Origin of the sequence: Archangium primigenium (assembly GCF_016904885.1) — a bacterium.
GTDB lineage: Bacteria > Myxococcota > Myxococcia > Myxococcales > Myxococcaceae > Cystobacter > Cystobacter primigenius.
This window is the reverse complement of record NZ_JADWYI010000001.1, coordinates 1,037,249-1,064,019: the sequence shown is the minus strand read 5'-3', so window position 1 is coordinate 1,064,019 and position 26,771 is coordinate 1,037,249. Positions and strand designations below refer to the sequence as shown.

General features: G+C 70.7%; 21 protein-coding genes. 6 read left to right on the top strand and 15 right to left on the bottom strand.

Features of this window, described 5'->3' with window-relative positions; genetic code table 11:
* Positions 1 to 10 precede the first annotated feature (10 nt).
* The 5 genes from I3V78_RS04590 to I3V78_RS04570 all read right to left on the bottom strand — a co-directional run bounded on the left by I3V78_RS04590 (position 11) and on the right by I3V78_RS04570 (position 5,039).
* A complete protein-coding gene (locus I3V78_RS04590) occupies positions 11 to 583 on the bottom strand; it encodes an imm11 family protein (protein WP_204485094.1) in 573 nt (190 codons plus the stop codon).
* 4 nt (positions 584 to 587) lie between these two features.
* Positions 588 to 1,871 (bottom strand): AHH domain-containing protein, encoded by a 1,284-nt coding sequence (locus tag I3V78_RS04585; RefSeq protein ID WP_204485093.1) that lies wholly within the window; start codon positions 1,869 to 1,871, stop codon positions 588 to 590.
* 71 nt (positions 1,872 to 1,942) lie between these two features.
* On the bottom strand, positions 1,943 to 3,010 hold the full coding sequence (locus tag I3V78_RS04580) for a ketoacyl-ACP synthase III family protein (protein ID WP_204485092.1): 1,068 nt from the start codon (positions 3,008 to 3,010) through the stop codon (positions 1,943 to 1,945).
* Complete coding sequence (locus tag I3V78_RS04575; protein ID WP_204485091.1) at positions 3,007 to 4,557, bottom strand: AMP-binding protein; 1,551 nt, start codon at positions 4,555 to 4,557, stop codon at positions 3,007 to 3,009. The genes I3V78_RS04580 and I3V78_RS04575 overlap by 4 nt, the downstream gene beginning before the upstream one ends.
* Positions 4,554 to 5,039: a nuclear transport factor 2 family protein gene (locus I3V78_RS04570; RefSeq protein ID WP_204485090.1), complete on the bottom strand. Its 486-nt coding sequence runs from the start codon at positions 5,037 to 5,039 to the stop codon at positions 4,554 to 4,556. Before I3V78_RS04570 ends, I3V78_RS04575 begins: the two co-directional genes overlap by 4 nt.
* 107 nt (positions 5,040 to 5,146) lie before the next feature.
* On the opposite strand from I3V78_RS04570, the gene I3V78_RS04565 reads away from it, so the two are divergent.
* Entirely contained in the window at positions 5,147 to 5,680 is a 534-nt protein-coding gene (locus I3V78_RS04565; protein ID WP_204485089.1) for a GNAT family N-acetyltransferase, read from the top strand.
* Between the two features lie 3 nt (positions 5,681 to 5,683).
* Here the strand turns inward: I3V78_RS04565 and I3V78_RS04560 are convergent, their stop codons facing one another.
* From I3V78_RS04560 to I3V78_RS04540, 5 genes are all read right to left on the bottom strand, one after another.
* A complete protein-coding gene (locus I3V78_RS04560) occupies positions 5,684 to 6,256 on the bottom strand; it encodes an imm11 family protein (RefSeq protein WP_204485088.1) in 573 nt (190 codons plus the stop codon).
* A gap of 4 nt (positions 6,257 to 6,260) precedes the next feature.
* The gene (locus I3V78_RS04555; protein ID WP_204485087.1) at positions 6,261 to 7,547 is read right to left on the bottom strand and encodes an AHH domain-containing protein; all 1,287 of its coding nucleotides are present in this window, start codon (positions 7,545 to 7,547) and stop codon (positions 6,261 to 6,263) included.
* 104 nt (positions 7,548 to 7,651) lie between these two features.
* Positions 7,652 to 8,182 carry a hypothetical protein gene (locus tag I3V78_RS04550; RefSeq protein WP_204485086.1) on the bottom strand — a complete coding sequence of 177 codons (531 nt, stop codon included), beginning with the start codon at positions 8,180 to 8,182 and terminating at the stop codon, positions 7,652 to 7,654.
* 209 nt (positions 8,183 to 8,391) lie between these two features.
* Positions 8,392 to 9,498, bottom strand: coding sequence for a metallophosphoesterase family protein (locus tag I3V78_RS04545; RefSeq protein WP_239576295.1), 1,107 nt, complete (start codon positions 9,496 to 9,498; stop codon positions 8,392 to 8,394).
* Positions 9,495 to 10,595 (bottom strand): hypothetical protein, encoded by a 1,101-nt coding sequence (locus tag I3V78_RS04540; RefSeq protein WP_239576294.1) that lies wholly within the window; start codon positions 10,593 to 10,595, stop codon positions 9,495 to 9,497. Before I3V78_RS04540 ends, I3V78_RS04545 begins: the two co-directional genes overlap by 4 nt.
* A gap of 66 nt (positions 10,596 to 10,661) precedes the next feature.
* Here I3V78_RS04540 and I3V78_RS04535 point away from each other — a divergent pair, with 66 nt between their 5' ends.
* Positions 10,662 to 11,492: an ion transporter gene (locus I3V78_RS04535; protein WP_338023469.1), complete on the top strand. Its 831-nt coding sequence runs from the start codon at positions 10,662 to 10,664 to the stop codon at positions 11,490 to 11,492.
* Between the two features lie 158 nt (positions 11,493 to 11,650).
* Positions 11,651 to 14,137 (top strand): protein kinase domain-containing protein, encoded by a 2,487-nt coding sequence (locus I3V78_RS04530; protein ID WP_204485084.1) that lies wholly within the window; start codon positions 11,651 to 11,653, stop codon positions 14,135 to 14,137.
* 354 nt (positions 14,138 to 14,491) lie between these two features.
* On the opposite strand, the gene gyrB is transcribed toward I3V78_RS04530, so the two are convergent.
* Both gyrB and I3V78_RS04520 read right to left on the bottom strand, forming a co-directional pair.
* A complete protein-coding gene (gene gyrB, locus I3V78_RS04525; protein ID WP_204485083.1) occupies positions 14,492 to 16,945 on the bottom strand; it encodes a DNA topoisomerase (ATP-hydrolyzing) subunit B in 2,454 nt (817 codons plus the stop codon).
* Between the two features lie 135 nt (positions 16,946 to 17,080).
* Positions 17,081 to 17,539, bottom strand: coding sequence for a hypothetical protein (locus tag I3V78_RS04520; protein ID WP_204485082.1), 459 nt, complete (start codon positions 17,537 to 17,539; stop codon positions 17,081 to 17,083).
* Between the two features lie 96 nt (positions 17,540 to 17,635).
* On the opposite strand from I3V78_RS04520, the gene I3V78_RS04515 reads away from it, so the two are divergent.
* Positions 17,636 to 18,400: a GNAT family N-acetyltransferase gene (locus I3V78_RS04515; protein ID WP_204485081.1), complete on the top strand. Its 765-nt coding sequence runs from the start codon at positions 17,636 to 17,638 to the stop codon at positions 18,398 to 18,400.
* A 79-nt stretch (positions 18,401 to 18,479) separates the two neighbouring features.
* Here I3V78_RS04515 and I3V78_RS04510 read toward each other — a convergent pair whose 3' ends face one another.
* The gene (locus tag I3V78_RS04510; RefSeq protein WP_239576293.1) at positions 18,480 to 19,367 is read right to left on the bottom strand and encodes a zinc metalloprotease; all 888 of its coding nucleotides are present in this window, start codon (positions 19,365 to 19,367) and stop codon (positions 18,480 to 18,482) included.
* A gap of 204 nt (positions 19,368 to 19,571) precedes the next feature.
* Between I3V78_RS04510 and I3V78_RS04505 the strand changes: the two genes are divergently transcribed.
* Positions 19,572 to 20,546: a ChaN family lipoprotein gene (locus tag I3V78_RS04505; RefSeq protein ID WP_204485080.1), complete on the top strand. Its 975-nt coding sequence runs from the start codon at positions 19,572 to 19,574 to the stop codon at positions 20,544 to 20,546.
* A gap of 245 nt (positions 20,547 to 20,791) precedes the next feature.
* Positions 20,792 to 23,482 carry a M1 family metallopeptidase gene (locus I3V78_RS04500; protein ID WP_204485079.1) on the top strand — a complete coding sequence of 897 codons (2,691 nt, stop codon included), beginning with the start codon at positions 20,792 to 20,794 and terminating at the stop codon, positions 23,480 to 23,482.
* Positions 23,483 to 24,412: 930 nt separating this feature from the next.
* Here the strand turns inward: I3V78_RS04500 and I3V78_RS04495 are convergent.
* Together I3V78_RS04495 and sitA5 are read right to left on the bottom strand one after the other, a co-directional pair.
* Positions 24,413 to 25,033 (bottom strand): hypothetical protein, encoded by a 621-nt coding sequence (locus tag I3V78_RS04495; RefSeq protein ID WP_204485078.1) that lies wholly within the window; start codon positions 25,031 to 25,033, stop codon positions 24,413 to 24,415.
* Between the two features lie 7 nt (positions 25,034 to 25,040).
* On the bottom strand, positions 25,041 to 26,687 hold the full coding sequence (sitA5, locus tag I3V78_RS04490; RefSeq protein WP_476756483.1) for a SitA5 family polymorphic toxin: 1,647 nt from the start codon (positions 26,685 to 26,687) through the stop codon (positions 25,041 to 25,043).
* Positions 26,688 to 26,771: the final 84 nt, after the last annotated feature.

The following is a 26,771-nucleotide window of genomic DNA, read 5'->3' as shown; positions in this document are numbered from 1 at the left end:
GCGGCAAGGCTCAGACCGCGTCGAAGCGCCCGCCCACGATGCCGGTACGCGCCAACGCGTCCTTGATGGAGGCTTCCACGATGAGAGGAACGGTCCACCCCCACAGACGGAACACACGGGCGGTGTTCACCTTCGATGGGTCGATGCGCAATCCGGCGACCACGCGATACTCGCCGACCCTATCGGGACGCCCATCTCCAGAAGTCCAGAGCCGCACCTCCTCACAAGCCGCGTCGTCGATGCATCGCACCGTCCGCGTCACGTTCAGCAGGAAGTAGGAACCGGGCTGTCCCTCGACCTCCACCGGAAAGAGTTGAACGTCATGGGGCGCCATGTCGAGGAACACCTTCGCCACGCGCTCGCTCACGACCGGCGCCTGTCCCGCCCCGGCGAACTCAAGGTCGAGAGGCCGACCCGCCTGGAAGAGCGGAACATACAGGGGACCCGGGTCCTCGACCTCCCGACCCTCGATGAACTGCCAGATGTCTTCGATGGGCTGTCCATCGAGGCGCCTTGGCTCAGCGAGGGACCAGCGCCCTGGCACATAGACATCCATGCTCAGATCAAAGAATTGACTCGCCATGGCGTCATCCCTCTGGGTTCCGGGTGATCAACTTTCGAAGCCGTGTTCCGGTCGTCGTGAGTTCACGTGCGATCTCCGCCAGTGCTTCGACCAATGCGGCCCGGCACTGGCCTGCCCCCCGACACCCCTTCATCGAGCCGACGAGCCTCCTCAAGATTTCGTGATGGTACTCGGCGGGATGAGGGCCTCTGTGCCCGCGGATGCGTACCATGTTCGCGCTGTCACCCAAGTTCATTCCGGCCTGCGCGAAGAGCTTCTCGAACTGCGGCGTCCACGGCCCCCCCGAGGACTCCGACACCTCGTTCTTGTCCGTGCAGATGTGGTGGAGGTCCCCCTCGGGGTCCCCCTGAATGGCGCTGCCCTGGCCCATCGCCACCGCCGCGACGGCCGTGGGCGCGAGCACCACGTTCAACACTCCCGCCGCTGGCAGGGCGAGCGCGCGCACCTCTCCCGCCAGGGCGCCTGATAACTCCAGGCCCGCCTCGGTCCGAGCCCGCGCGGCCGCCAGGGCGAAGCCTGGCAGACGAGGCCCCTGGGCCGCCAAGGCGCTCTTGCCCCCGAGTGCCGTCAGCGCCACGAGCACCACCACCCGCGCGCCATTCTCGCCAAGCACCCGTCCGAAGCGGTGCCCGGCATCCTCCAGCGCGCCCATGCTCCCGGCCCGCTGGGCTTCCGTCCGCAGTCGCAGGAAGCCCTGGCCCAGGTTCCACACCGGCCCCGTCCCCAGGTAGGCGATGAGCGAGGCCATCAAGCCAATCGCGATGAGCTTGGTGATGGGCTCGGGCGCCACCAGCATGACGAGCGTGGTGCCCACCAGGGACACCACCAGGGCCCGCAGCGCCTCCGGGTCCGCCAACTCCCCCACCGCCGCGCCGACGCCCGTCCACACCATGTCGAAAGCGAACGCGAGCGCCAGCCCCTGTCGGCCCATGGGCATCCACACGCCCCGGCGCGACAACAAGCCCAGACACACCTCCGGAGAAAGCCGTCTCGAACACCTGTCTGGAGAGGCGCGCACGGATGGGCTCCGCACGCCGTCGACGAGCCCTCCCGCGAGCAGGGACAGGCGCTCGTCCCGCCCGGGGCGCGCGAGGCCGAGCTCCCATCGCAGACCGAGCACGAGTTCGACGACCGCGGATGTGAACGCGTCCTCATCCACCCGGACGGGCGCGGACTCCACCGGAGTGTAGGTGAGGGGAGGGCCCTGGCCCGTGTCCAACCGCACCACCCGCCGGGCCGCGCAGCTGGACGCCAGCAGTAGCAGGAACACGGCCACCCCAACGCGCATCACGGCCTCCCCGGATGGACGGGAACACATCCTGCCAGGAACACCACGACCCGGAGCCCCGGCGAAGGGCCTCAAGCGGGTGATTTCAGCTCGCGCGCTCCGGCGTCCGCCCACGTGGGCCGGTGCAGGATGCGCACGGCCATGCAGGCGATGTTCGCACCCGGCCCCGTGCCCAGCAGCAGGAGGGAATCCCCCGCGTTCAGCTCCCCCGACAGGAGCAGGTGATCGAGCGCGAGCACTTGATCGCTCGCGCCGATATGGCCGACGGTGCGACCGTAGTCCCAGGCCAGGCGGGACATGGGCAGACCCAAGGGAACCGCGGCGCGTTGGCGCACCCGCTCCTCGGACCAGTTGACGAAGAGGACCCGGGTGACCTCGGACAGCTCCAGCTCCGCCTCCCGGAGCGTCTTGCCCACGACCTCCAACAAGGCCTGGGACATCGTCGCCTCCAGCTCCCGGGGCTTCACGTCCGAGGCCGCGAACCACTGGCTCTTGGTCGTCTCGAAGTCGACCTTCGTGCCGAGGGTCGCCTCGGGTGGGAACAGGGGCGCCGATCCCCGGTGCCGCTCCTCGAACTGGGGCAGCGTCCGCGCGTTGATGGCCTCCAGGCGCGCGAACCCCGTCCGCCGGGTGAGCAGCAGCGCGCAGCCCCCATCCCCCAGCATCGCGTGCGGACTGGAGCGCCAGCGGTCGAGCATCGGGGCGTTGTAGTTGTCCGCCGAGGTGAGCAGGGCGGCCTCGTGCTCCGGCGCCGCCAGGAGGTGGGCCGCGGCCAGCTCGCAGGCGCTGAACAGGCCCATGCAGCCCTGCCGGACCTCGGCCGCGGTCGCCTGCCCGGAGCCCGTGTGCCGCTGGACGTAGTACTGAGGACACCAGCCGTGAGGCCCCTGGTACCAGGTGCTGACGTACAGCAGCAGGCTCAGCGCCGTGGGGTCCTGACCGCCCCGCTCGAGCGCCTGTCGGCTCGCCCGGAGCGCCATCTCGGGGGCCGGCAGCTCCCCCGCGATCGGGACGCTCAGGATGCCGTAGCGCTCGGCCGTGGCCGGGTCCAGCGAGCCCCGCTCCACGGCCCACGCGATGGGAACCCGCTCGGGAAGCCAGACGCCCGTGGCACCCAGGAAAATGCCGGGGGTCTTCATGGGGACTCCTGCTCCGCCCAGTAGGGGGCGCGCAGCTCGCGTTTGAGCAACTTGCCCGTGGGGGCCTTGGGCAGCGCGGCGACGAACTCCACCGAGCGGGGCTTCTGATAGGAGGCCAGGTGGTCGCGCGTGACGGCGAGAATGTCTTCCGCCGTGGCCGTGTGGTGGGGTTTGAGCACGACGAAGGCCTTCACCGACTCGCCCCACCGCGCGTCGGGCACGCCAATCACGGCGCACTCCAACACCGCGGGATGTCTGCCAATCGCCTCCTCCACCTCGACGCTGTAGATCTTCTCCCCCCCCGAGATGATCATGTCCTTGAGCCGATCGACGATGTAGAGGTAGCGCTCGCTGTCCCAGGTGGCCACGTCCCCGGTCCGCATCCAGCCATTCTGGAAGGTCTTCGCGGTCAGGTCCGGCCGCCGGAAATAGCCGAGCATGTTGGCCTCGCCGCGCACGACGATCTCCCCCGGGGTCTTGCCGTCCCGGGGCACCTCGTGGCCGTCCGCGTCCACGACTCGGATCCGGGTGCCGAAGCCCTCGCGGCCACAGGAGCGCAGCCGGTGCGGGTGGTGGCCCCGGAGCGCGTCGCGATGGTCTTCCTGGGACAGGAAGGACATGGTGGCGCCCTCGGTCTGGCCGTAGCCTTGAATCAGCCCACACGGAAAGGCCTCGGCCACCTCCCGCACGATGGCGCTGGGCATCGGGCCGCCGCCGTACTGGATGTTGCGCAGGCTCGACAGGTCCTGGGCACCGAACCCCGGCGTCGCCATCATCCAGCTGAGCATCGTGGTGATGCCGAGGAACGCCGACACCCGCTCCTGGGCGATGACCTCCAAGGCCTGTCGGGCCTCGAAGTTCATCAGCACCACGGGGCAGCCGTGGGCGAGGTAGTTCATGGAGAGCACCACGGGGATGTGGAACATCTGCCCGGTGAGCAGATAGACATCGGACGGGACGACTCGCTCCGCCACCGTCTGGTTGAGCATGCCGGCGGCCACGCTGCGATGCGAGTGCACCACGCCCTTGGCCATGCCGGTCGTGCCCCCCGTGTAGAGGATGAAGCAGGGGTCGGTGTCCTGGACCTGCTCGCACCAGGGCGGCTCGGAATCCGGCGACGCGGCGATGAGGTCCTCGTAGCTCCCATCCGCCGTGGGGCCGTAATGGAGCAGGCGTTTCAGGTCGACGGCCCGGCCCAGGTCCGCGGCGACGTGCCGGAACTCGTCCGAGGCCACCAGCAGGGCGGGCTCGGCGTCGGTGAGCAGGGTCCGCAGCGCCTCGGGGGACAGCCGCCAGTTGAGGGGCAACAGCACCAGGCCCGCGCGGGCCACCGCGAAGTAGAGTTCCTGGTACTCGATGCCATTGCGGCTGAGGACCGCCACCCGATCCCCGGAGCGCAGGCCGAGGGCCCGCAGGCCATGGGCCAGCCGGCGCACCCGGGCGTCCAGGCTGGCCCAGTCGATGCGCCGTTGATGGGGAATGTCGATCAGCGCGGTTCGCCGGGGCGTGAGCGCCGCCCACTTGGCGGGGATGAGTCCGAGGTTCATCCGCGGCGCCGTCCGTCCGAGGGCAGGTCGAGCTCGAGGTGCCGGGTGCGCAACCGCCAGGCGCCTCCGTAGAGGACCACCTCATCGGTGTAGGTTCCGGTCGACAGCACCTCGAGGTGCCCGTCACGGATGGAGATCAACGTCAGGTACGAGCGCGCGATGGCCCTGTCGGGGCCGGAAGGCTCGACCATCAGGTTCGTGCACAGGTGCCGTCGGCGATCGTCCTGCGCCGCGGCGGAGTCCCGCATCAGCCGCAGGATGTCCGCAGGGCCCTGGAAGGGTCCGACCAGGTCGGACCCCTCGACGCGCAGGGTAAAGGAGGCGTCCAGGGTGAAGCACCCGATGAGCGTGTCCCAATCACGGGTGTCGTAGGCCAACGCATACCGCGCCACGAGGTTGGCGATGGACTCGCGCATGGAGAAGGCAACCGCGTCAGGTGCCTTGGGTTCCGCGACGTGTCGTTCCAGGACTTCCTTGGTCATGGGTCTTCACTCCCTTGCCCACGCGGGGCTGACCACTCATGTACAGAAGACCCCTGACAGACCTCGGCTTGCGTCTTCCTGACCGGATGGCTTGAATCCCGGAGCGCATGAGCACGGTGTTCCCCATCGAGGAAGTGCGCGCGGAGGCCTTGGACGCGGACCTGTCGGCGCTGGCCGACGTCCTCCACGCGAACGTCCTGGAGGGCGCCAGTGTGGGATTCGTCCTGCCCTTCACGCGGGAGGAGGCGCGTGACTTCTGGCACCGGCTGCGGCCCGTGTTCCAGACGGGCGCCCGACGCCTGTTCGTCGCGCGCGGAGAGGGCCGGGTGGTCGGCACCGTGCAGTTGCTGCTCGACATGCCACCGAATGGCCGACATCGCGCGGAGATCGCGAAGATGCTCGTGCATCCGGAGGCGCGACGGCGGGGCCTCGCGCGGGCCCTGATGCTGCGCGCGGAGGAGGAGGCCCGCCGCGCGGGCAGAAGCCTGCTGGTGCTCGACACCGTGCCGGGCAACGCGTCGGAGGCGCTCTACCGCTCGCTGGGATTCCAGAGCACGGGCGTGGTGCCGGGATATGCCCGCTCCATCCACGGCGTGCTGGAGCCCTCCCTGTTCATGCACAAGTCCCTGAGTGACCCGTGAGGCTCAGACCGCGTCGAAACGGCCTCCCACGATGCCCGTGCGCTCCAGCGCGTCCTTGACGGACGCCTCCACGAGGATGGGCGCACTCCAACCCCACGGCCGGAACACCCGCGCATCCCCCACCGTCGACGGGTCGATGCGAAGGCCCGCCACCACGCGGTACTCACCCACCCTGTCGGGACGACCATCCTCGGCGGTCCAGCGACGCACCTCCTCGCAGGCCGCGTCGTCGATGCAGCGCACCGCCCGCGCCACGTTCAACAGGAAGTAGGGTGTGCTCTGACCCTCGACGTCCACGGGGAAGAGTTGGACGTCCTCGGGGGCCATGTCGCGGAACACCCGCGCCACGCGCTCGCTCACGATGGGTGTCAGTCCAACGCCCGCCGTCGTGAAGTCCAATGGGTTGCCAGGACGAGACAACGGAATGAGCAGTTTCCCAGGGGACTCTATTCCTTGCCCGTTCGTGAAGACCCAGGGGTCCTCCACGGGCTGACCATCGGCTCGGGCAGGTGTCTTGAAATACCAGCGGCCCGGAACATAGACGTCGAGACTCAAATCAAAAAAGCGCTTTTCCATGACCTCATGCATCGGGGTTTCTCGTGATGAGCGCTCGCAATCGGGTGCCCGCGGTCGTGAGTTCTCGCGCGATCTTCGCCAATTCCTTCAGCAATTCAGACCGACATTGCGCAACGCCTCGACATCCGCGTGTGGCTCCATCGATACGCCGGAGCACTTCTTGATGGTATTCGGCTGGATGCGGTCCCCTGTGCCCTTTGATGCGCACCATGTTCGCGCTGTCACCCAGGCTCAGTCCCGCCTGTTCGAAGTACTCCTCGAAGATGGGCGTCCACGGGCCCCCCGAGGCCTCCGACACCTCGTTCTTGTCCGTACAGATGTGGTGGACGGTCCCCTCGGGGTCTCCTTGAATGGCGCTGCCCGGGCCCATCGCCACCGCCGCGACGGCCGTGGGAGCGAGCACCACGTTCAACACCCCCGCCGCGGGCAGGGCGAGCGCGCGCACCTCTCCCGCCAGCGCTCCTGACAACTCCAGACCCGCCTCGGTCCGCGCTCGCGCGGCGGCCTGGGCGAAGCCCGGTAGCCGTGGCCCCTGGGCCGCCAGGGCGCTCTTGCCCCCGAGCGCCGTCAACGCCACGAGCACCACCACCCGCGCGCCATTCTCACCAAGCACCTGTCCAACGCGGTGCCCGGCATCCTCCAGCGCGCCCACGCTTCGGGCCGTCCGTGCGTCCTCCCGCAGTCGCAGGAAGCCCTGGCCCAGGTTCCACACCGGTCCCGTCCCCAGGTACGCGATGAGCGAGGCCGTCAGGCCAATCGCGATGAGCTTGGTGATGGGCTCGGGCGCCACCAGCATGACGAGCGCGGTGCCCACCAGGGACACCACCAGGGCTCGCAGCGCCTCCGGGTCCGCCAACTCCCCCACCGCCGCGCCGACGCCCGTCCACACCGTGTCGAAGGCGAAGGCGAGTGCCAGCCCCTGTCGGCCCATGGGCATGCGCGCCCCCTCGCTCGACAACCGGCCCAGGCAGTCTTCCGGCGTGAGCCGTCGCGCGCACATGCGCGGAGAGAAGGCGCGCACGGACGGGCTCCGTACGCCGTCAACGACTCCTCCCGCCAGCAGGGACAGACGATCGTCCCGCCCGGGACTCGCGAGGCCGACGTCCCACCGCAGACCGAGCACGAGCTCGACGACCGCGGACTCGAACGCGTCTTGCTCCACCCGGACCGGTGTGGACGCCACCGGGGTGTAGGTGCGGGGCGGGCCCTGGCCCGTGTCCAGCCACACCACCCGCCGGGCCGCGCAGCCGGACGTCATCAGCAGCAGGAGCACGGCCACTTCAACGCGCATCACGCCTCCCTGGAGTGGCGCATCCTGCCAGAAACACCACGGCCCGGAGCCCCGCGAGGGGCCCCAGGCCGGTGGGGACCACGATGGCGTGAAGCGTGTACCGCTCAGGCCGCCTCGGCCGAGCGCACGGGCACCGGGGGCGGAGGACGGGTGGGCGCGGGCGCCGCGGCCGGCTCGGCGCTCGCGGCGGCCTCGGGCGAGGAGCCATCGGCGAACAGCGGGGCGCTCGGGCGGGACTTCGGCGGACGGCCCCGGCGGCGCGGCGAGGTGTCGTCGTTCTGGGACGCCGTCTCCGTCACGGCCTCCGAGCGCGCGCCCCGCTTGGGCAGGGTGATGGCCTCCACCTTCATGCTCAGGTCGATGTCCTCCTCGGCGAACACCCGCGCGTACGCCAGCGCCCGCTGGCCCTTCTGCAGGAGCGCGTCCTGACCGTCGGCCAGCGCCTGACGCGCCGCCTCCAGCGCCGCCTGCGCGCGCGCCACCGCCTCCGCCTGGGCGCGGACCTTGGCCGCCGCCTCCTCGAGGATTTCCGCGTCCACGTCCGGGAACTTCACCTCGGACAGGTCGGTGGAGAACACCTCGAGCAGCGTGCGCATGGAGGGGGAGATGGGATCGTTTTCCGTCGCGTCGAACATGGTGGGGCAACCCCTTCGGGAACCGCGTGATACCCCTTTATCTGCACGGATGTGCAGTGCCGCGCAAGGGGGTCCGCCCCGAGGCCGATTTGTCGGCCTCGCGCCGCGATCGCCCGCTCGGCCCCCAGGAGCGCCCCCGCCAAAACCACCCCCCACATGAGGCCCGGGCGCCCGACATCTCCGGTCGCCTGGAGGGCGGCCAGGGGGCCTCAGTCCACGCGCACCAGGTCCACGTTCTTCACGCCCTGGGCGGGGTCCACCTCCACCGCGAGGTAGTGCCGGCCGATGCCGTCCAGTTGCTCGGGGATGGCGCCGCCGCCGCCAGAGATGAAGGCGGGGATGCCTCCGTTGCCGTAGGCGTAATACGAGTGCAGGTGGCCGTAGATCGTGAGGTCCACCCCGCCGCGGGCGAGCTTGCCCAGGAGCGCCGCCGCCTCGTTGCGGCTGTTGAAGGAGCCGTTGCGCACGCCGATGGGGTCCACCAGGGGGATGTGCGTGCCGAGGATGTGCACGCTGTCCTTGCCCTCGGCGAGCCAGCCGTCCAGGGCCTCCACGGCGAGCGGGTCCAACGAGCCGTTGCCCGAGTCGAGCATCGTGAAGTGGGCGCCTTGGAAGGTGAAGTGCAGGTTTCCCCGGCCGTAGTAGTCCTGGTAGCGCGGGTCCGGGGTGATGATCTCGTGGTTGCCGAGCGTGGCGAACAGGGGGATGCGCGACTCGAGCAGGCGGGACTCGAACTCCTCGAGCTGCTCCACGGTGCCCGTCTGGGTGAGGTCCCCGGAGAAGAAGATGAAGCGCAGCGTGGGGTCCGCGTTGATGCGCCGGTAGATGTCCCCCACGCGCGGCAAGGCCTCCTGCACGTCCGCGAGCGCCACGAAGCGGAACGGCGCGGCCGTGTCCCAGCCCGGCGGCGCCACGGTGAAGCGCGCCGCGCCCCCGGCGGGCAGCGTCACCCGCCAGGTCTTCACCGTGGACAGGTCACCCGGTGGGGACAGGGACTCCACGAGCAGCGGCGCGCCGCCCGCGTCGGTGGCCGAGAGCGCCGCGTCGGGCATGACGTTGCGCACCTGCACCGTCCACACGGTGAGGGCGTCCTCGGCGGACACCGCGCGCACGTGGAACGCGGGCGCCGAGCCCCACAGGGTGAGCGCGCCGCCCTGGGCCTGGCGCACCACGGCCAGCCCGCCCTCCACGGTGAAGGCCACGCCCCCGGCCTCGCCCCGGCCCACCTCCAGGTCCTTGACGGCGCGCTCCTCGGCCGGACGCATGCAGCCGCCCAGCGCCACGAGCCCCACCACTCCCCATGCCCAGGCCCTCATGAATCGCCTCCCCACGCGTAGAACAGCGCGACGCGGCCCACCAGGGCCGAGCCCGCCTGAGCTTCCACCGAAGCGCCCCAGGGCCCCACGAGCAGCGCCCGCGCCCGCAGGCCCAGGAAGCCCGGCACCCCCGCCCCGCCCCGGATGCCGCCGGCGAAGTCGTCCTTGCGGTGGTCGTAATAGAGCAGGGCCTCGCCCCGGAAGGGGCCGCCGCGTCCCAGGTAGACGCCGAAGCCAAAGGTGAACAGCAGTTGTTGGGACAGCCGGTCGTCGAGGAAGTCCGGGTAGGCGTAGCGCTGGATCGCCAGGCCTCCGCCCATCTCCGCGAAGGAGCCCGCGAGCCGCGCGCCCAGCCGCGCCAGGTCGTACCGGCCGCGCAGGAAGACCTCGCCGCCGCCCAGGGTGAAGGCCTCCTGGGGGAAGCGGTGCACGACGACGGCGGCCTCCACGTCCAGCGCCGAGCCCTCCGCGCCCAGGCGCGCGCCCTCGGGAGCGCCGAGGAGCCGGTACGCGGCCCCCGCGCCCACGCGCACGTTGTCCACCCCGGGCGCCCAGCGCACCCCGGCGTCCAGCCGCACGCGATCCAGGCGGGCCCGCGCCCCCAGGGACGCGAAGTGCCGGTAGGAGAACGAGGGGTCGGTGATGTGCTGGTAGCCCGCCTCCAGTTCCAGGCGGGGCAGCCGGAGCGCGGGAACCCCGGGGTCGAAGGCGGGGGACACGGCCGCGTAGAGGTTGGACAGCATGGACACGGAGAAGACCCCCGTGCCCGCGATGGCCAGGCCGTACAGCGGACCGATGACGTGCTGGGAGGCGCCCGTCAGGGCGATGGGGATGACGCCCGCGGCCAGCAGGCCCAGGCCCGAGCCCTGGAGCAGGAAGAGGCGGCCGGCGAGCGCCGTGTCCCCGGCGGTCAGCGACCCGAGCCCGTGCAGCAGCAGGCCCGGCGCCACCGACACGACCGCGGGCACCCCCTTGAAGGGAGGCCGCGCCTCGGGCTGGAGGGGCGCATCCGAGCCCCCCGGGCCCCCTTCGGGGGTCGACGCCCGGGCCGCCCCCGTGCCCAGGAGACACAGGCCCAGGGCTCCCCACCGTCTCAATCGCCGCAGTGTCATCACGCCGCGCAGGATAGACCGCCCGGCGACCTGGAGCGCTACACTGCCCGCGTGTCACTGCCTCCTTCCGAGCAGGGTCCGCCCACGGGACGCCGGGCGCGCCTGCATGAAATCATCTTCGAATCTGATACGGCCGCGGGCCGGGCCTTCGACGTGGCGCTGCTCTGGGCCATCGTGCTCAGCGTCGTCGCGGTGATGCTCGAGAGCGTGGCGGACATCCGGCAGCGCCACGGCCCGCTCCTGCACGTGCTGGAGTGGTGCTTCACCGGCCTGTTCACGCTGGAGTACCTCCTGCGGCTGGTGTCGGTGCGGCGGCCGTGGCACTACGCCCTGAGCTTCTTCGGACTGGTGGACTTCGTCGCCATCCTGCCCTCGGTCCTGGGCCTGCTCCTGCCGGGCACGCAGTCCCTGTTGGTGGTGCGGGTGCTGCGGCTGCTGCGCATCTTCCGCGTGCTCAAGCTGGCCAGCTTCCTCGGCCAGGCGAACGTGCTGCTCACGGCCCTGCGCGCCAGCCAGCAGAAGATCGTCGTCTTCCTGGGCGCGGTCCTCAGCACCGTCGTCATCATGGGCTCGGTGATGTACCAGGTGGAGGGCGAGGCCAACGGCTTCGACAGCATCCCCCGGGGCATGTACTGGGCCATCGTGACGATGACCACCGTGGGCTATGGCGACCTGACCCCCCACACGGTCGCCGGGCAGCTCATCGCCTCGGTGCTGATGGTGATGGGCTACGGCATCATCGCCGTGCCCACGGGCATCGTGTCCGTGGAGCTCGCCCAGGCGACCCGCCAGGCCATCGACCCGCGTGCCTGCCCGGGCTGTGGCCTCCAGGGCCACGACCTGGACGCCGCCCACTGCAAGCACTGCGGCGACCGCCTGTAGCGGGGGGCGGGGCTGGGGGAGCGCCCGGGCTGGACTCCCAGCGAAATGGCCGCGCCCTCCTCTCCCATGTATGCTGGCGTCTCGTCTCCCCCCTCGACAACGCGACGCGCAACGTGCCCCCCCCCAACGCAGCCCAGGAGTTTGGTCGGTACGAACTGGTGGCGAAGCTCGCCGCGGGTGGAATGGCGATCACCTACCGCGCGCGCATGCGCGGGGCCGCGGGGGTGACCAAGCCGGTGGTCATCAAGCAGATCCTCCCCCACTTCGCCGATGAGCCCGCCTTCGTGGAGATGTTCATCAGCGAGGCGCGCGTGGCCGCGGCGCTCACCCACGGCAACATCGCCCAGGTCTTCGACTTCGGGGAGATCGGCGGCCAGTACTTCCTGGCCATGGAGTTCGTGCACGGCCAGCCCCTGTCCAAGCTCTTGCGCCGCGCGCAGCGCATGGGCCTGCCGGGGCTGCCCGTGCCGCTCGCGCTCTACATCGCCTCGCAGATCTGCGACGGGCTGGACTACGCCCACCGCCACCGGGGCGAGGACGGCGAGCCCCTGGGCCTCGTGCACCGGGACGTGTCCCCGGACAACGTGCTCATCTCCTACGAGGGCCAGGTCAAGGTCATCGACTTCGGCATCGCCAAGGCGACGAGCTTCGTGGAGGCGCGCACCTCGCCCGGCACGCTCAAGGGCAAGTACCCGTACTTCTCCACCGAGCAGGCCCGGGGCGAGCAGGACCTGGACGCGCGCTCGGACACGTTCGCCGTGGGCGTGGTGCTCTACGAGATGCTGTGCGGCCGCCGCCCCTACGAGGGCGAGTTCGCCGCGGTGCTGCCCCGGCTGCTCGCGGGGGACTACCCCGCGCCCTCCGCGCTCAACCCCAGCATCACCCCGGAGCTGGAGGCGGTGCTCGGCACCGCCATGGCGCTCGATCGCGACGAGCGCTACCCCACCGCCCAGGCCTTCTCCGAGGCCCTGCGCGAGCAGCTCTACTCCTCGTGGCCGCGCTTCTCGCCCCACCTGGTGGCGCAGCTGCTCGGCCACCTCTTCGCCGAGGACCTGGCCGTCGAGGGGCATCGGGTGGAGGTCACGCCCGCCTTCCTGGCGCAGTTCTCCGAGTGGAAGAGCTCGGGGGGCATGCCGGGCCTCGGCCCCAGCCCGGTCCCGGGCAGCGAGGGCGGTCGCGCCGGCAGCGGCTCGGGCAGCCGGGGCGGGACGCCGCGCACGCCGGGCGGCGGGGTGCGGCCGCGCAGCAACACCCAGGGCGGCATGCGCGCCGTGTCCCCGTCCTCCCCCGGCCGCCGCTCCGTCTCGAGCACGGGCGTGCCGCGCGTGTCCTCCAACAGCCGGCCCGAGGTGCCTCGGCCCCACGACACGCCCGTGGAGACGCCCGCCCTGCCCGCGCCCTCCGAGCTGCGCGAGTCCCTGCGGCAGACCGAGACGCGCGTCGCCGAGGTGGAGGCCGACAAGCGCAACCAGTGGCTGGTGCTCCTGAGCGTTCCGCTCGTCGCCCTGGGGGTGCTCGGCATCGTCGTGCACCGGGTCTCGGCCTCCCGCTCGGGCGCCGCCGACACCGCGCACGTGAGCACCCAGTGGATCCGCTCCGAGCCGAGCGGCGCCACGGTGAAGCTCGATGGCCGGGAGTTGCCGGACCTCACGCCGCTGATGGTGGCGGACCTGGCCCTCAAGCGGACCTATACCCTGGAGTTCTCCAAGCCCGGCTACCAGACGGCCACCCGGCGCATCATCCCCCGCTCCACCACGGGCGCCGAGCCCGAGCTGAGCGTGCGGCTCGTGCCCGCCTCCGGTGCCCTGGCCGCCGCCCCGCCCGCGGCCGCGCCGCCCGAGGCCGCGCCGCCCACGCCGGAGCCCGAGCCGCTGACGGAGCTCGCGCCCCTGACGCGCCCGGCGCTCGCCCCCACCCTGCACGCGGTGGACTACCCCGCGCGCATGTTCGTGCTGCGCCCCCAGTACAACGCGTTCCCCTTGAGCCAGTACGCCACGGCCTCCATCGAGCTCAACCCCACCCTGAGCTACACCGTCTCCACGGACGGCGGGGTCGCCCTCGCCCGGGGAACGGGCGGAACCTCGGACGCCCTGGCCTATTACCTCGAGGGGGACCAGGTGACGGCGGACGAGTCCTTCGGAGTGCTCGGCGCGGGCAAGCGCACCTTCAAGGGCATCCGCCGCATGCACGTGTTCGCCGTGGATGACGACCTGTCGGACAACAGCGGCGCCGTGCGGGTGAAGTTCCAGCAGGGCCAGTGGCTGGCCCCCCGGGTGTTGACCTTCACCGCCGCCGAGAACGCGCTCGTGCTCAAGCCCGAGCACCAGTTCGTGCTCCGGGGCCTCAACCCCGAGGCCGTCTACCTGCTCACCGTGCGAGACGACGCCGCACAGCTCGGCGAGGGGGCCAACGGGCGCATCCACCATGCGCTCTGCATGGAGGGCAGCCAGCAGTCCGCCCGGCGCACGCCCCGCCTCCTCGAGTCCGGCAAGCGCATCCAGCTGTCCGGCGTGGACACCCTGCGGTGTACCTTCCCCGACACCCGCCTGGAGGACAACCAGGGGGCCTTCGAGGTGGACATCGTCGACGTGACCGAGATGTCCAAGCAGGAACGCGCCGCCGCGCTGCGTGGCGAGACGCGTTGACCTCATAACAGTTGACCTCGAAACAGTAATAGGCGAAGAATCGTTGCCAACGGTACGCGGGAACCCGCTGCCGCACCCCTCCGCTGTCGTCCCCTCAGCAACCGGGCACGGCGCACCGCGAGTCAGGCTCCGGAGGGCGTGGATAACCTTCTGTTGTAAAGGCTTCCTTCCGTAAGGGCTCCGCGCCGACGTGTGACGTCGGGGTTCAACAAGGACGGGAAAGGCCAGTGGGCGCGGCGCCGAGCATGGCACCGGGCCCACTGGTCTTTTAGGGGTCCGAGAAATGAATCGGCCCCCACCTCCCCTCGGGGGGGGAAGCAGGGGCCGGAGGGCGCGGCGGGAAGCCGCGGCGGCTCAGATGTCCAGGTTCTGCACGTCCAGGGCGTTGCGCTCGATGAACTCGCGGCGCGGCTCGACGGCCTCGCCCATGAGCAGGGAGAAGATCTCGTCGCTCTCCACCGCGTCCTCCACGCGCACCTGCAAGAGCGTGCGGGTGGTGGGATTCATGGTCGTGTCCCAGAGCTGCTCCGGGTTCATCTCGCCCAGACCCTTGTAGCGCTGCATGGCCAGGCCCTTCTGCGCGTCCTTGCGCACCACGGCCAGCACCTCCTGCACCGTGAGGGCCCGCACCTCCTCATCGCCCACCTTCACCCGGTAGGGCGCGGGGCCCAGGGCGGAGAAGGCGTCCCGCAGGCCCACCAGCTCCTGGTACTCGGGCGAGGACAGGAAGGCATGGTCGAACACCGACTGGCGCAGGCCGCCGTTGACGTCCGTGCGCACCAGCAGCTTCTTCGTCTGGGTCTCGGGATCCTCCACCAGCGAGGTCTCCATCCGGCCCAGCGCGTCCGGCATGCGCAGCTTGAGGTAGGCGCGCATGCGCTCCACCTGCTCGCCCAGCGCCGCCTCGTCCGAGAGCGTGCCCACGTTGAGCGCGCAGCCCTGCACCAGGGCGTCCACCACGCGCGCGTCGCGGCGGCTGGCCAGCTTCTCCAGCCGCTCCTCGTAGGCGAGCACCTTCTCGAGCAGCACGCGCAGTTCCTGGCCCCCCAGCTCCGCCCCGGCCGTCACCACCCGCGAGTGATCCGAGGCGATGCGCAGGAGGTACTCGTCGAGCCCGCGCTGGTCCTTCACGTACATGTCCTTCTTGTTGCGCGTGACTTTGTAGAGCGGCGGCTGGGCGATGTAGAGGTAGCCGTTCTGGATGAGCTCCGGCATCTGCCGGTAGAAGAACGTGAGCAGCAGCGTGCGGATGTGGCTGCCGTCCACGTCGGCGTCCGTCATCAGGATGATGCGGTGGTAGCGCGCCTTGGTGGGGTCGTAGTCCTCGCGCCCGATGCCCGTGCCCAGCGCGGTGATGAGCGTGACGATCTCCGCGCTGGTGAGCATCTTCTCGAAGCGCGCCTTCTCCACGTTCAGGATTTTTCCGCGCAGCGGGAGGATGGCCTGGTTGCGCCGGTCCCGCCCCTGCTTGGCCGAGCCGCCTGCGGAGTCACCCTCGACGATGTACAGCTCGCTCTCCTCGGGGTTGCGGCTCTGGCAGTCGGCGAGCTTGCCCGGCAGCGAGCCGCCATCGAGGATGCCCTTGCGCCGCACCGTCTCGCGCGCCTTGCGCGCCGCGATGCGCGCGCGCGTGGCGTCGCCAATCTTCATCACGATCTTCTTGGCGACGAGGGGGTTTTCCTCGAGGAAGGTGGCGAGCTGATCGTTCACCATCTGCTCGACCAGACCCTTGACCTCGCTGTTGCCCAGCTTCGTCTTCGTCTGACCCTCGAACTGGGGGTTGGACAGCTTCACGGAGATGACGGCGGACAGCCCCTCGCGCGCGTCCTCGCCCGTGGGCGTCTCCTTGAGGTCCTTCCACACCCCGCTCTTCTCCGCGTAGCTGTTGAGCGTGCGCGTGAGGGCCGACTTGAAGCCGGACAGGTGGCTGCCACCCTCGTGGGTGTTGATGTTGTTGGCGAAGGTGAAGATGCGCTCGTCGTAGCCGTCGTTCCACTGCATGGCGATCTCGAGCGCCAGGCCCTCGCGCTCGGTGCTGAAGTGGATGGGCTTGTCGTGCAGCATCTCCTTGGCCTTGTTGATGTACTCGACGAAGGAGACGATGCCGCCCTCGAACTTGAAGTCGTGCTCCTTGCCGATGCGCATGTCGCGGATGATGATGCGCAGTCCGGCGTTGAGGAACGCGAGCTCGCGCATGCGCTGGCTGAGCGTGTCGAAGTTGAAGTCCACCATCTCCATGACGGTGGGGTCCGGCTTGAACGCGATCATCGTGCCGCGCTTGTCCGTCTCGCCCACGCACTGCACGGGGTGCTGGGGCACCCCGCGACCGTAGGTGTGCTCGTACACCTTGCCCGCGCGCTGCACGCGGACCTTGAACCACTCGGACAGGAAGTTCACGCACGTGACGCCCACGCCGTGCAGACCGCCGGAGACCTTGTAGGCGCCGTTGCCGAACTTGCTGCCGGCGTGCAGCTCCGTGAGCACCACCTCCAGCGTGTCCTTGCCCTTGAACTTGGGGTCCGGGTGCGGCCCCACCGGGATGCCGCGGCCGTTGTCCTGCACGGACAGCGAGCCGTCCACGTGGATGATGACCTCGATCTCCGTGCAGTGGCCGGCCAGGGCCTCGTCCACGGAGTTGTCCACGACCTCGTAGACGAGCTTGTGCAGGCCGTAGGCGACGGTGTCACCGATGTACATGCCGGGACGCTTGCGGACGGCTTCCAGGCCCTCGAGCTTGGTGATGGCGCCCGCGTCGTAATCCCGGGGCGCGTCCGGTGCGGCGGCGCCGGGCTGGGGGAGGTTTTCCATGAGCGAAGGTCCTTCGGAAGATCGGGAAACGGAGACGTCCGGAAGTACCACTGGAACGTACCCCGGACAAGAGAACGGAGAACACGCAAGGCAGCGAAAACATTCACGAAACGCCTTGCTTCACGGGGGCTGGCCCTAGGCGTCCAACCGGGGCGGTGGCTTGCGCTCCTCCAGGAGGGTCGCCAGCTCGGAATAGACGGCCGCCGAGGCGAACAAGTGCCGGGTGATGAGCACCCGGCCGCCCTCTTCCAGGAAGAGCCCCAGCACGTCCCCCTTGCCGCCAAGCCGGCGCACGCAGTCGATCTGCCCCCAGGACAGGGGCAGCGTCGTGCCGGTGAAGGGCCGCGCCAACTCCACGCCGCGGGCACTGACCCGCACGCCCCAGCCGGGCCGGGGACGCAGGCGATGCCAGGCGAAGACGAAGGCGAGCATCAGACCTCCGGTGAGACCCGCCCGGGCCACGGCCAGGGGCGGATCGCCGAGGGTCCGGGCATCGGCCAGGGCCCAGGCGCTGAGAACGGCGAGCACGCACGCGCCCAGGAACAGCGCGCGGCGCGTGGGACGGGGATCGAAGGCGTAGAAGCGGGGCTCCAAGCAACGCCCACCCTACCCTTCCCTTGGGCCCACCGGGTATTTTCCCGCCACGTGCTGTCCACCCGCGAGCGCACGGGCACCGCGAGCCCGGAAGACATGACGAACGCTGAACTCCACGCGCGCTTGCGCCTCAATCTGCTGGAGCTCAAGCGCCTGCAGTGGCGCACGGGTTCACTCGTGGCCTGGGACGCGCCGGGCGTGCTCGCCGTGGGACTTCCGGCGGGAAGCCCCTCGATGCAACAGCAGGTGCTCTACGCCTGGCCCGAGGCGCTCGCCCCCGCGCTCGCCGACGTGGAGGCGTGGTACCTCGCACGAGGGGTGCGCACCTGGCGCGTCGCGGTGACTCCCGGTGACACCGCCGCCGAGCATGCCCTGGGGGCCGCGGGCTACCAGCCCCACGGGGCCATCGGCGCCATGGGCCGCGCGCTCCCGCCGCACGCGCCCGTGTGTCCGCCCGAGGGCATCACCCTGGAGCGTCCGGACGACCTGGACGCCCTGCTGACGCTCAACGCCGGGTGCTACGAGCCCGGGAGCATGGACTACCTGGCCACCTGGCGCCGCGCGCCGCTGCCAGCGTCCGGGGTGCATGCGGTGCTGGCACGAGAAAGCGGACAGCCACTCGCTTGCGCCATGTCGTTCGAGCACGCGGGCTGCGCGGGCCTGTACATGGTCGCCACGCATCCGCGCGCACGCCGCCGGGGGCTCGGGGCCCTGGTCGTCCAGGCGCTGCAGGAGGACGCCCGCGCGCGGGGTTGCACCCACGGCGTGCTCCAGTCCTCGCCGGACGGCGCGAGCCTCTACCCGCGCCTGGGCTACCGGGACCTGGGCGACTGGGTGAACTGGGTGCGCCGCGTGCCCTGACGCGCGGGCGCGCAAACGACAACGCCGGACCCCCACGAGAGGGGCCCGGCGTTGGCACACACCCGACGTGCGCGGAGGACTAGCGGCCCGCGGCGTCCATGCGGGCGATCTGCCCGGCGGTGAACGTGTTCATGCAGGCGTCGTCGCTGTAGTCCATGAAGTTGTTGATGGGATCCAGGCCCGAGGTGGAGCAGGTGTCGCGGCCCGTGGGGCAACCGGAGGCCGGCGAGGCCTCGGCGGGGGTGTCGCTCACGCTGTCGCCGCCGGTGCAGCCGCCCTGGAACGTGTGGTACAGGCCGACCCAGTGGCCGACCTCGTGGGTGCCCGTGTCGCCCAGGTTGAAGGGGGCCGAGGAGCCGCCGGGCAGCGAGCTGTGCAGCACCACCACGCCGTCCATCAGCGGGTTGGACGCGTAGTCCGAGGGGAAGGTCGCCCAGCCGAGCAGACCGCCGCCCATGCCGTTGGTGTAGAAGTTGAGCGTGCTCTTGGTGCCCTTGCGCAGCGCCTTCTTCATCGCGCTCTCGGCGGACGAGCCCGGCTGCGCGGTGAACCAGGTGGAGTTGGTGGTGCGGTCCGTGGCCGCCAGCGTGAAGTAGAAGGGCGTGTTCTTGTACGCCGCGTTGAGCACGCTCATCTGGTTGGCGATCATCGTCGAGGTGATGTCACCGTTGGACACGCCCGTGCCCTTGTTGATCACGTGGAAGTAGACGGGGATGTTCACCGAGCCCGCCGCGCGCATCGCGAAGCGACGGTCGGCGATGTCCGCGTCCACCTGGGCCTGCTCCTCGACGCTCATGCGGCGCGTCGCACAGCCGCGCGCGTCATCCGCGGCGCCCATCGCCGTCTCCTGCGGCGGCTCCACTGGCTCCTTGCTCTCCGGGGCCTGCTGCGCACAGCCGCCCAGGGACACCAGCGCACCCACCACCATGGCGAATCGACCGTTCTTCGACACGAAGCTCCGCGACATTCCTGACTCCTCGGAAAGCAGGGGAGCAAGCGAATAACAAAAAGACAGTCACACCACAAGACAAGGAAATGAGATTTCCAATGCTTGGATTGACATCTGTTTGAGCAGCGATGTCTTTCTTCGACGACCAAGGAGGTGTCTACCGGTGAGCGCCCGACGCACCGCCCCATGGCACCCCGACGCGGAGCGTGACGGACTGAGCCCATGCGTGCCTTTCACCTTCCGCTCCTCTGTCTTTGTCTGACCGCGTCAGGGCTCGCGGGCTGCGCCCCGTCCGCGCCCGTGACCCGCGCCGCCCCGCCCGACCCCGCGCCCACCTCCTGGCTCGCGCCGCTGCACCGCGCGCATCCGCTCGTGGGGAAGATCTGGGACACGCGGGCCGGGCGCTTCGTGGACGCCGCCAGCGTGGACGCGGCGCTCGGAGCGGCGCGCTACGTGCTGCTCGGCGAGACGCACGACAACCCGGACCACCACCGGCTCCAGGCCGAGCGCGTGCGCGCCCTCACCGCCTCCGGCCGTCGGCCCGCGCTCGCCTTCGAGATGCTCGACACGTCGCAGCAGGCCCAGGTCGACGAGACGCGGGCCCGCGCGCCCACGGACCCCGACGCCCTCGCCCAGGCGGTGGACTGGGCCCACAGCGGCTGGCCGGACTGGAGCCTCTACCGGCCCCTGTTCGCCGTGGCGCTCGAGCGCGGCCTGCCCCTCGTCGCCGCCAACCTGCCCCGCGCCCAGGTGCGCGCCCTCGTCCAGAAGGGCCCCGACGCGCTGCCCCCGGAGACCCGGAGCCAGCTCGGCCTGGACGCGCCCGTACCGGAGGACGTCGCCCGGGACCTGCGCGAGGAGATGCGCGCCTCGCACTGCGGCCACCTCCCCGAGTCCCTGCTCGAGCCCATGGCGCTCGCCCAACGCGCGCGCGACGCCACCCTGGCGGACCGGCTCCTCGCCACCGCGCCGGACGCGGGGGGCGTGCTCATCGCCGGCGCGGGCCATGCCCGGACGGATCGCGGCGTGCCCGCGTGGCTCCAGCGGCGCGCGCCCGGGGCCCGCGTGGCGAGCCTCGCCTTCGTGGAGGTGTCCGACGCGCTGCGCGCCCCCCCGGACGAGGCCTTCCCGTACGACTACGTCTGGTTCACCCCGGCCGCCGAGCGCGAGGACCCCTGCGCGTCCTTGCGGAAATAGCCCGCGAAAATCGGCTGTCAGGACGCGCGCGTCCGCTCCGTCCTTCCTCGCATCGGTTCACACGGATGTCGCGCCCGGCCGAGGAAGCCCTACACGCACCCATAGGATCTCGAGGTCGCCGGTTCGAGTCCGGCTCTTCCGACTTCACCGCCGGAAGATGGCTCAGGGGTTAGAGCACGAGATTGGACAATGGCTTCCTCACTCGGGCGCGTTTTTTTTGTCTCCCGGCGGGTAACGTCCCGCCCATGCGCTGGCCCCTGCTGGTCGTCCTCGCCCTCGCCGCCCTCCGCTGCGCCCACGCGCCGGAGGCGGCCGCCGTCCCCCCGGCTTCCGCGACCTCCTGGCCCGAGCCCCAGCCCCCGGCGCTGCGCCTGCCCGACACGGTGCGCCCGGTGCGCTACCTGCTGGACCTGACGCTGCTGCCCAGCGAGCCCACCTACTCGGGCACCGTCACCGTCGACCTGGACGTGCGCGCGCCCACCCAACAACTGTGGCTGCACGCCCAGGACCTCACCCTCACCCAGGCGCGCGTGCGCACGGGCGAGCGCGTGCTCGAGGCGCGCACGGTGGACGGCGGCGAGGGCCGGCTCGGCGTGTTGCTGCCGGAGGAGCTGCCCGTGGGGCCCGCCCAGCTCACGCTCGCCTTCACGGGGCAGCCGGACCGCGAGCGCAGCCAGGGGCTCTACGTCGTGGCGGAGAACGGCGAGCCGGCCTTCTATACGTTCTTCGAGCCCGTGGACGCCCGGCGCGCCTTTCCCTGCTTCGACGAGCCGGGCTTCAAGGTGCCCTGGCGCCTGCGCTTCACCGTGAAGCAAGAGCACGTGGCGCTGGCCAACCACGCCATCGAGTCCGAGGAGCCCCTGCCCGGCGGGCTCAAGCGCGTCACCTTCGCCGACAGCCGGCCCATGCCCAGCTACCTCGTGGCCTTCATGGTGGGCCCCTTCGACATCGTGGAGGCGGGCCGGGTGGGCCGCTCGCCCGTGCCCCTGCGCTTCATCGTGCCGCGCGGCCGGGGCCCCGAGACGGCCTACGCCGCCCGGGTCACCCCCCGCATCGTCACCCTGCTCGAGGACTTCTTCGATCAGCCCTACCCCTACGAGAAGCTCGACGTGGCGGTGGTGCCCCGCTTCTGGGGCACCATGGAGCACCCGGGCCTCGTCGCGCTCGGCCAGCCCCTCACCCTCATCCGTCCCGGCGAGGAGACCCTGGAGCGCCGCAAGCGCTACGTGAACATCGCCATCCACGAGCTGGGCCACTACTGGTTCAGCGCCATGCTCACCTGCCGCTGGTGGGACGACGCCTGGCTCAACGAGTCGCTCACGTCGTGGCTGGACCGGAAGCTCACCGACCAGTTCGACCCGGCGTGGCGCCATGGCGTGGAGGCCCAATCCCAGCTCCGCTCGGCCGCGCTCGGCATCGACGCGCGCACCACCACGCCCCCCGTGCGCAAGCCCATCGCCACCCCCGCCGACATCCACGGGGCCTTCGACAACGCCACCACGTACTTCAAGGGCGCGTCCCTGCTCGGACAGCTCGAGGACTGGGTCGGCGAGGCGCCCCTGCGCGAGGCCCTGCGCCACTACGTGCGCGCGCATGAGTGGGGCAGCGTCACCGCCGAGGACTTCCTGGGCGCCATGGGCAAGGACCTGGGCCCCGACGCGGAGCGCTTCCTGCGCGGCTACCTGGACCAGCCGGGCGCGCCCCGCGTCTCCGCCGAGCTCCAGTGCACGCCAGGCCAGGCCCCTCGGCTGACGCTCGCCCAGGAGCGCTACCTGCCCGAGGGCGTCACGGCCCCCGCGCCCCAGCTCTGGAGCGTTCCCGTGTGCGTGCGCGCGGAGGGGCGGGCCGAGCGGACGTGCACCTTGCTGTCCACGGCCACGGGCGCGCTGGAGCTGCCGGGCACCTCCTGCCCCGCGTGGGTGCTGCTCAATGCCGGAGGCGCGGGCTACTACCGCTCGGGCTACACCGCCGCGCAGCTCTCCCGCCTGGGCGCGCTGCCCCCCGGCGCGCTGAGCCTCCCGGAGCGGCTCACCTTCCTCGCGGACGTGCAGGCGGGCGTGGCCCGAGGGGACCTGCGTCTGGCGGACACGTGGGGGCTCGTGCCCGCCACCGCGCGGGATGCCGATCGGCTCGTCGTCCAACGGGGCAGCTATCTCGCCGGGCTCTCCCTCCAGGCCCTGCCCGAGGACGTCCGACCGCTCTACCGCGCCTGGATGCGCGACCTCTATGGCGCGCGGGCCCGGGAGCTGGGCTGGCTGCCCCGCCCCGGGGAGAGCGATGACACCCAGGCGTTTCGCGGCGAGCTGCTCGATCGCGCCGCCTTCGTGGGCGAGGAGCCCACGCTGGTGCGCGAGGCCCAGACGCTCGCGCGCGCGTGGCTCGCGGACCGGAGCCGCGTGGCCGCGGAGACGGGACCCCGGGCGCTCCAGCTCGCGGCGCGCACCGGGGATGCGGCGCTGTTCGACGCCCTCCTCGACCAGGCGAAGAAGACCCAGAACCCGACCGAGCGCGAGCAGTTGCTGGAGACCCTGGGGAGCTTCCAGGATCCCGCGCTCGTGGACCGGGCGCTGGCCCTGGTGACGGCGGACACGTTCGACCCGCGCGACAGCGTGGGCATCCTGGCGAACGCCCTGACCAACCTCCAGGCGCGTGACAAGGCCTGGCGCTTCTATGTGGCGAACTTCGACCTGCTCACCAGCCGGATGCGCTCGGACGAGGCCAACCAGCTCATCTTCCTCGTGGGCCAGCTCTGTGATGACAGGTGGCGCGCCGAGGCCGAGACCGTGCTCGCCCCGCGCGTCTCCCGCATCGAGGGTGGCGAGCGCGCGCTGCGCCGGGCCCTGGAGTCCCTCCGCCTGTGCGTCGCGTTCAACCGCAAGCAATTGCCCGGCGTGGTGGACTTCCTCAAGAACCGCGCGAAGCCCGCGCGGCGGTGAGCCAATAACCCCCTCACATCACCGCGGCGCCGAAACCCGGGCCACGGCTCTCGCGTGTGCGATCGACTCCAGATGTTCGTGTCGAAGGGGCCGCTCCCGAGGAAGGCGCCGCACTCCGCGCTCCACGTCCTCCAGCATGTCCCAGGCCTCCTGGGCCGCTGGGGGAAGAGGTGGAGCGAATGCACATAGAGACAGGCCACGTGGACACGCATCCCGAGGTCTCGAAAGCCCAGGTGCTGAAGCCGCCGAAGCCACCGACCGAACTCCGCCCAGGGCATGTCGAAACCGAAGGCCTCGGTCAGCAGCGTCTTGGTGATGATGCGCCGCACGGTGAGCCGCCGGGCCGGGGACTCCGCCCTTCGCAACCACCGCCGCTCCAACCCCAACAGTCCGCGCTTCCGATCTGGATAAGACGCCTTGAGCCGGAAGAACTCCATGAAGAGGGCGTCGCGCTCTTCACCGAACGCGGGCGCACAGGGTCGACGAGGAGAGGCCATCGTCAAGCTCCCGGACAGGGTTTCTCGTTCGCACGCAAGAGCCAGAATCCGTAGCGCATGCAGGCATCGTAGCAAGCCTTGCATTGAGACTCGCCCCAGGTCCGACCATCCTGGCCGCCACTCCGGCAGTGCACGTGTCGGGAATGGGAGCGGCCTCGACTTCGGGCAATACGCTCTCGGTTCGCCCCGGAGTCACTCGGCTCGGCGGAGACGGCGCAACCGCCGCGCAGCGCTCATACGCGCCAGGATTCTCCTTCAGACAGCAAGAGACCGTGCTGTCCGTCGGGTTGCACTCGCCGACGTGCGCGCATCCCGTCCCGAGCAGCAGCACAAGCCCCACGAGCCCCTGGCGCATGCATACCTCCGAGTGCCCGCCCCCGCTCTCTCGACTCCGAACGCGGGCGCCAGAACGTCGTGGTCGAGTAGCGCTCCCTCACATGAAAATCCCCGGAGCCGTCTCCAGCGCCGCACGCAGATCCTCAACCGTCGTCTCCATTTTCTCGGCGACGGTGGGCGCGTGCCACGTCGAAGCGACTGAGCCAGTGGGGGACTCGCACGCGACCTCGACCGTTACCTGGCCGAAGTGACCCGGCCAGGAGTGCTTGCGCAACTCCGCCGCGTGCCGAACTGGATCCACGAACGTGAAGCACGGCCACCGGGGCAGGCGGATGGTGCTCATGTCACAGCCGTTGAAGCCAACCCCGTGGAGCTCGGCCTCGGAGAAGTCGCAATCCTCGATCCCGCCCGGCTTCCACTCCCGCGGATCAAACAGGGCCTCGCGGAAACCGAACTCGTTGCCCCTGAAGCGGCCCTTGAATCGGCACCCCTTGAAGGTCATCCGCGCCCACACCACGCCCTTGAGCTGGCCCTTTACCTGGAGGGTGCAGTTGATGAACTCCCCACCCACGGGCACCAGCGAGCGCCCGGCCGCACTGATGATGAGCGTGGAGTCGCGCACCGTGAGGTCCGGGCCGAGCCAGTAAATGGGGCCCGTTTTGAACTCCAGCCGCTCGCTGACAATCTCACGCTTCTCGTGGTGGATGTTGGGAGTCACTCGCGCCTCAGAAGAAGATCATGCGGAAGAAGGTGCTCGCCATCCGACGCCCGTGCAGCGCGAAATTCGACTCGGTGCCGGACAGGATTTCGTAATGGTAACTCTGTCCGCCCGGGCCCGTGATGTCGACCCCCCGGCTGTTCCATGACAGGCGCGGGAATCTCAGCTTCATCTCGGCCTCCACCCAGCGTCCGCGCGCCTGACGCTCAAGCAGATTCGCTCGATGCTCCAGCCCGCGCCGAAGCATCTCCCTGATGGCGTCTCGCTCCTCGTCCCGGAGCTTCGCAGGCGACCACTCCGCCGCCACCTTCTTCACAGCCACCTGCAACTCGTCACCCAGAAGGTCCTCTCCTGGAATGTCCCTGTAGCTTTTCCCTCGCGGCAGGTGCCACCGCGCGCCGCTGCTGAGGATGACCTGCTTGTTGCCGCCACGGTGCTGAATGGCCACGGAGCCTGAGTGCCCTCCACCCGCCCACGAGCTGCCACTCCTCTCCAGGACGTTGATGGCAACCGGCGCCTGGGGGGAGGTGAGCACCACGAGGGCTCGGCTCTGCTCCACCACGACCTCCACCGCGGCGGCCTCCTCCATGGCCACGGCCACGGAGCCCTCCATGCCCTGGGCCACCCACTGCGCCTGCACCTGGTTGAACCTCGGCATCGAGCGCAGGTGCGTGGCCACCTCTCCGAGCGTCCGCCCGGTGAGGGTGGCCACCGCGAGAACGAGGGCCCGGGCCGCGTCCGTGCCTATGCGCGTGCCGAAGGCCTCGCCGGCGTCGCGCAGCTCCTCGAAGGTCGTGGCATCGTGCGCCGCGTGCGCCATGTGGGCCCACCCGTCCACGAGGCCCCACAGGGCATCCACGCCCAGCCAGGCCAGCAGCACCACCGAGAGTGCCGCCGCCGCGGCCTTCGTGCTCGGCTCCGGTAGCAGCCAGAGCGCCAGGTACAGCCCCGCCGCCCACACCAGGGAGGAGAGCAGCGCCCGCGGGCCGAGTTCGCGTCCGAGGGCCGCCCGTGTCTCGTCCAGCACCCCGCCAAAGGCCAGGGCGAGCGCCAGGGTGCGCCTGTCGTCCGTGCGCAGGTAGGGCCCGTCCGTGAAGAGGCCCAGGCAGTCACCACCGCCCCGCGGCTGGCACCACCGCAGGTACTTCGCCTTGAGCGCCGCCTCGGCCTCGGGAACGAGCGAACCCTTGTCGGTGAGGGGCACCAGCGTGAGGACCCTGTCGCGGTACACCTCGGCGAGCAGTTCCTCCTCGGGCATGGCCTGGAGCAGTTCCTGGGCCGCCTCCTGGGGCGTCCCGTGCACCTGGTGGTGCTGGAGCAGTTGCGCCACCGCGCGCTGGTACTCCTCCCGCGTGACGGCCACCACCCGTGTGCCGCGCGCCTCCACTTCGGCCGCGTACACAACAAGCACCGGCCGCAGCGCCCTCGGCGCCGCGCGAGCCTCGCTCTCCGCCGCCTCCTCCCCCGCGCGCCCTTCCCCTGCCCTCCTGCCCGCCGCGGGCCCCTGCGTCGCGCATGCCGCGTGAAGGAAGAGGACGATGAGCCAGAGGGCCCCCGCCGACGCCCACGGTGGCGGCCCCCGCCTCCGGGCCTCGCGCTGTGTTCCGCCGCCCACCCCCACTGCAACCGCGGGACTCGGGTGCTTACCAAACATGACGCTTTCCTCCCCCGGGAACATTGACCCAGGAGGATAGGGATGCGGAACGGCCAACCATACATGGGGGCTCCGCAAGGATTC